Source organism: Brevundimonas sp. UBA7838 (assembly GCF_002500885.1).
Classification (GTDB): domain Bacteria; phylum Pseudomonadota; class Alphaproteobacteria; order Caulobacterales; family Caulobacteraceae; genus Brevundimonas; species Brevundimonas vesicularis_C.
The window spans coordinates 1-5173 of record NZ_DLTK01000120.1 but is presented as its reverse complement, the minus strand read 5'-3'; the positions used below and the strand labels follow the sequence as shown (position 1 = coordinate 5173).

Genomic DNA, 5173 nt, shown 5'->3' with positions numbered 1-5173 from the left:
TCGCCGCCGCCGTGCTGGTGCCGCCTTATGTGATGTTCGGCATGCACGACTATCAGCGTCACCGGGTGCTGACCTTCCTGAACCCCGAGGCCGACATGTCGGACAAGGGCTATCAGATCGTGCAGTCCAAGATCGCCATGGGGTCGGGCGGACCGCTGGGGCGCGGGTTCGGCCTGGGCAGCCAGAGCCAGCTGGAGTTCCTGCCCGAACGCCAGACCGACTTCATCTTCGCCGCCTTCGCCGAGGAGTTCGGCTTTGTGGGCACCTTCACGCTTCTGGCCTCCTATGCCGCCATCATTCTGATCTCGCTGAGGATCGCGTCGCTGTCGCACAGTCACTTCGGGCGATTGGCGGCCTCGGGCGTGACGGCGACATTCGCGCTCTATGTACTGATCAACGGGGCGATGGTGATGGGGCTGGCGCCGGTCGTGGGCGTGCCGATGCCGCTCTTGTCCTATGGCGGCACGGTGATGCTGACCGTCATGATCGGCTTCGGTCTGGTCATGGCGACGCGGGTTCACCGCTACGCCGAACTGCCCAAGGGCCACGGTCTGATCTGATGGCCTCATCTGACGTTACGTCAGCTAAGTGATCGGCATTCAGGTTTCGCTTTCTAAGGCGGGGATTTCCTGGATAAGGTCATTCCCAACGATGTCTCGCATCGGTTTCGGCCGGTCAGCGACGCACGCCATGGGAGACGAGGAATGACCGATCTGGAGCAATTCCGCGCCGAGACGCGCGCCTGGCTGGAGGCGAACTGCCCGGCCGAATGTCGCGGGCCGATGGCCGACGACGAGATGATCTGGGGCGGGCGAAATCCCACCTTCAAGACCCCGGCGCACAAGCTGTGGCTGGAGCGGATGGGCGCGCGGGGCTGGACGGCGCCGGAATGGCCCAAGGTATACGGCGGAGGCGGCCTCAGCCGCGAGGAGGCCAAGGTGCTGGCCTCCGAATTGCGACGCATCAAGGCCCAGCCGGCCCTGGCCAGTTTCGGCGTCTGGATGCTGGGCCCGGCGCTGCTGGCCTTTGGGACGGAAGAGCAGAAGAAGCGCTTCCTGCCCGAGATCGTGCGCGGCGAGATTCGCTGGTGCCAGGGCTACTCCGAGCCAGGCGCGGGATCCGATCTGGCGTCCATCCAGACGCGGGCCGAGGATCGGGGCGACCACTGGATCGTCAACGGTCAGAAGATCTGGACCTCCTACGCCGACAAGGCCGACTGGATCTTCTGCCTGGTGCGCACGGACCCCGAGGCGCCCAAACATCTGGGCATCAGCTTCGTCCTGTTCGACATGAAGACGCCGGGCGTGACGACGCGGCCGATCACCCTGATTTCAGGCAAGTCGCCCTTCTGCGAGACCTTCTTCGACGACGTGCGGGTGGAGAAGGAAAACCTGGTCGGGACGCTGAACCGGGGCTGGGACGTGGCCAAATACCTGCTGGCGCACGAGCGAACCATGATCGGCGCGATGGGCGAGGTCGGCGGCGGGCGTCCGGTGGGGCAGGTAGCGATGGACGCCATCGGAGCCGACGCGGCCGGGCGTCTGGACGAGCCGATGCTGCGCGCCCGGATCGCGGACCTGGAGATCGACGCAGCCGCCTTCCGCCTGGCGATGGAGCGGGTCGGAGATCAGGTGAAGGCCAAACAGGCGCACCCGGCCATCGCCTCCATGCTGAAATACTATGGCTCCGAGCTGAACAAGCGGCGCCATGAGCTGCTGATGGCGGCGGGCGGGGCCGATGCGCTGGAATGGGAGGGCGAGCGGTCGCATGACGGCAAGGCGGCGCGCGACTGGCTGCGGACCAAGGCCAATTCCATTGAGGGCGGCACCAGCGAGGTTCAGTTGAACATCATCGCCAAACACCTGCTGCAATTGCCGGGAGCGTGAGACGATGCCCCTGATCCTGACCGAAGAACAGACGATGTTGCAGGACGCCGCCGACGGCTTCCTGAACGAACAGGCGCCGATCGCCCATCTGAGAAAGCTGCGGGACGAGCGGGACGCCGACGGGGTGTCGCGCGACCTGTGGCGGACCTTTGGCGAGATGGGCTTCGCCGGCGTCATCATCCCCGAGGCGCTGGGCGGCATGGGGCTGGGCGCGGTCGAAGCCGGGGTGATCGCCGAGAGCCTGGGGCGCACCCTGACGCCGTCGCCGTATCTGGGCTCGTCGATCCTGTCAGCCAAGGTGCTGATCGACGGCGGATCGCAGGCGCAGCAGGCCTGGCTGCCCAGGATCGCAGCGGGCGAGGCGATCCTTTCGCTGGCGGTGGACGAGGGCGCCAAGCATGCGCCTTCCCGGATCACCACGCAGGCCGAGCGCGCGGGCAATGGTTTCAGGCTGAATGGCGCCAAGGCCTTCGTGCTGGACGGCCATGTGGCCGACGCCCTGATCGTCGTCGCGACGGCTGAGGAGGGGACGACGCTGTTCCTGGTCGATCCGGCGACGGCGGGCGTCGCGGTCGAGCGCACGGTGATGGTGGACGCGCACAATGCGGCGCGGATCACGCTGACTGATGTGGCGGTCGACGCCGATGCAGTGATCGGCGCGGTCGGGGGCGGGGAGGCGCTGCTGGACGGCGCGCTGAACCTGGGGCGGGCCTGCGCGGCCTCCAGCCTGACAGGCGCGGGCGATCAGGCGTTCAAGACGACGATGGACTATCTGCGGACCCGCAAACAGTTCGGCAAGCTGATCGGCGAGTTCCAGGCGCTGCAACATAGGGCCGCGCATCTGTTCTCGGAGCTGGAGTTGGCGCGGGCGGCGACGATCGGCGCCCAGATCGCGATCGACGAGGGGCGCGAAGACGCGCCGCTGGCCGCGTCCATCGCCAAGGCCAAGGCCGGGTGGGCCGCCGAGCTGGCGGTGCAGGAGGCGGTCCAGATGCACGGCGGCGTCGGCATGACCGACGAGTTCGACGTCGGCCTGTTCATGAAGCGGGTGCGGGTGCTGAATGAGCTGCTGGGCGACGCCGGCTTCCACGCCGAACGGGTGGCGCGGGCGCAAGGGTTCTAGGGGCGGGATTTAGACCGCCTTTTCGCTCCACAGGTCCAGATCCGCCTCGCGCCCGATCAGGGCCAGGCCGGCGGCGATGGATTCGAACTCGCCGCCCGTCTCGATCCGCTCGGCGCCGAAACGGTTCTGGAACAGCGCCCGCACGGCCGGCACGAAGGAGGTGCCTCCGGTCAGGAAGACGCGGTCGATAGCGTCGGGCGCCAGGCCGCTGCGGGCCATCGCCTGATCCACCGCGCCCTCGATGGCGGCCAGTTCCGGCGCGATCCAGCGTTCGAAATCGGCGCGGGCGACGGGCTTTTCGATATGGACGCCGCCGGCCTGGAACAGGAAGGTCGCCTGGTCGTCGGCCGACAGGGCCATCTTCAGCGTGGAGACGGCGCGGTACAGGTCATGGCCGTGGTTGTCGTCCAGCACCTCGATCAGACGCTCGATCTTCTCCGGCTCCAGCGCGGTGCGGGCCAGCGCGCGAATGTCGCGCATGTCGCGCGAGGCGCGTAGCAGGGCCAGCTGATCCCAGCGGGCGAAGGCGGAATAATACCGCTGGGGAATCGGCAGTTGTTTGCCGACCGAACTGTACAGACCGCCCTTGCCCAGTTCGGGCGAGACCAGCTGGTCGATGATCCGGTAGTCGAAGGCGTCGCCCGCCACGCCGACGCCCGAGCGCGCCAGCGGCGTCGAGCGCAGGCCGTCGGGCGTATGTTCGAACCGGATGATCGAGAAGTCGCTGGTGCCGCCGCCGAAGTCGGCGACCAGGACCGTGGCGTCCGCCTTCAGCTGGCGTGCGAAATAGAAGGCGGCGCCGACCGGCTCGTGCGCATAGCGGATGTCGGTGAAGCCCAGCCGCTGAAACGCCGTCTGATAGCGCGACATGGCCAGGGTCTCGTCCGGATTGCCGCCCGCAAAGGTGACGGGACGGCCGACGATGACGGCGGGCGGGGCATCCGTCAGGGCGTCGCCGGCATGGTGGCGCAGGCGCAAGAGGAAGGCGGCCAGCAGATCCTCGAAGGCGTAGCGCTTGTTGTCGATCCGGGTTTCGGTGAAGGCGGCGCTGGCGGCGAAGGTCTTGAACGACTGGATGAAGCGGGTCTCCAGCGGATCCTCGACATAGGCGGCGATGGCCCAGGGCCCGGCCTCGACCACACGCTCGGGCGGCTGGCCGTCCACGCCCGGATGGGTCTGGAAGCTGAGCGCCGAGCGGAAGGTGGTCGTCTGGCCCTCGACCGCGTCGAAGGTCACGAGATGGGCGAGGCCGTCCGCATCAGTCAGGGCCACGACCGTATTGGTCGTGCCGAAATCGATCCCGATCGTCATCGGTTTCGTCGCCGTCATGGCAGGGCTCCAGGCAGGGGAGCCGGGTTCCTAACGGCAGATGGGGCAATAGCAAGGGCTAAGCGAGGGATAGTGGCGGAAGCGGTGGGATTCGAACCCACGGACGGCTCTCACCGTCGCTGGTTTTCAAGACCAGTGCCTTAAACCACTCGGCCACACTTCCTTGCCGCCGCAGCGGAGGCGGACGCCATAGCAGGCGAACGGGTCATTAACCAAAGCGGAAATGTCTTCGGTCATCCTGTTTTCGTATTTTTTGCGAGGCGGGTCGATGACGTTTGGACAGGGAGTGCGCGGCGCGCTGATCCTGGGGCTGTTTTCGCTGCTGGCCGCCTGTTCCACCGTCGGCGGCGCGGGCGTGCGCGGGACGGTCGCCGGGCGTGGCGAGGACCGTCCGCCGGTCGTCAAGGATCCGGCGCCGATCGTGTCGGGGACGATGCGGCCCTATCAGGTGCGCGGGCGCTGGTACACGCCCAAGGAACAGCCGGATTATGAGGAGGTCGGGATGGCGTCCTGGTACGGCGACGCCTTCAACGGGCGGCCGACTTCGACCGGCGAGCGGTTCGACATGCATGCCCTGACGGCGGCCCACAAGACCCTGCCTCTGCCCGGTCTGGTCGAGGTGACGAACCTGGAGAACGGGCGGCGGCTGGTGGTGCGGATCAATGACCGCGGGCCGTTCGTGGACAGCCGGATCATCGACCTGTCGCGCGAGGCGGCGAGCGAACTGGGGATGTTGTCGCAGGGCGTCGGTCGGGTGCGCGTGCGCTACCTCGGCCGGGCGCCGCAGCAGGGCGGGGGCACGCTATTGCGGGCCTCGGCGCCGACGCCGCGAGGC

Annotated in this window: 5 protein-coding genes and 1 tRNA gene; 4 read left to right on the top strand and 2 right to left on the bottom strand. The window is 67.6% G+C overall.

Going from position 1 to position 5173, the window contains the following annotated elements; genetic code table 11:
- The 3 genes from B3T77_RS11295 to B3T77_RS11285 all read left to right on the top strand — a co-directional run.
- On the top strand, window positions 1-560 hold a 560-nt coding region (locus B3T77_RS11295), incomplete at its 5' end, for an FtsW/RodA/SpoVE family cell cycle protein (RefSeq protein ID WP_292079653.1).
- Window positions 561-704: 144 nt separating this feature from the next.
- The gene (locus tag B3T77_RS11290) at window positions 705-1886 is read left to right on the top strand and encodes an acyl-CoA dehydrogenase family protein (protein WP_292079651.1); all 1182 of its coding nucleotides are present in this window, start codon (window positions 705-707) and stop codon (window positions 1884-1886) included.
- Between the two features lie 4 nt (window positions 1887-1890).
- On the top strand, window positions 1891-3009 hold the full coding sequence (locus B3T77_RS11285) for an acyl-CoA dehydrogenase family protein (RefSeq protein ID WP_292079649.1): 1119 nt from the start codon (window positions 1891-1893) through the stop codon (window positions 3007-3009).
- A gap of 9 nt (window positions 3010-3018) precedes the next feature.
- Here B3T77_RS11285 and B3T77_RS11280 read toward each other — a convergent pair whose 3' ends face one another.
- Both B3T77_RS11280 and B3T77_RS11275 read right to left on the bottom strand, forming a co-directional pair.
- Window positions 3019-4338 (bottom strand): Hsp70 family protein, encoded by a 1320-nt coding sequence (locus B3T77_RS11280; RefSeq protein WP_292079647.1) that lies wholly within the window; start codon window positions 4336-4338, stop codon window positions 3019-3021.
- A 73-nt stretch (window positions 4339-4411) separates the two neighbouring features.
- Window positions 4412-4501: transfer RNA gene (locus tag B3T77_RS11275), tRNA-Ser, on the bottom strand.
- A 105-nt stretch (window positions 4502-4606) separates the two neighbouring features.
- On the opposite strand from B3T77_RS11275, the gene B3T77_RS11270 reads away from it, so the two are divergent.
- On the top strand, window positions 4607-5173 hold a 567-nt coding region (locus tag B3T77_RS11270; RefSeq protein ID WP_292079646.1), incomplete at its 3' end, for a septal ring lytic transglycosylase RlpA family protein.

What these genes read in the sequence shown, in the direction of transcription:
- B3T77_RS11290 (WP_292079651.1), top strand. Translation starts at nt 705, where the DNA reads ATGACCGATCTGGAGCAATTCCGCGCCGAGACGCGCGCCTGGCTGGAG.
- B3T77_RS11285 (WP_292079649.1), top strand. Translation starts at nt 1,891, where the DNA reads ATGCCCCTGATCCTGACCGAAGAACAGACGATGTTGCAGGACGCCGCC.
- B3T77_RS11280 (WP_292079647.1), bottom strand. Translation starts at nt 4,338, where the DNA reads ATGACGGCGACGAAACCGATGACGATCGGGATCGATTTCGGCACGACC.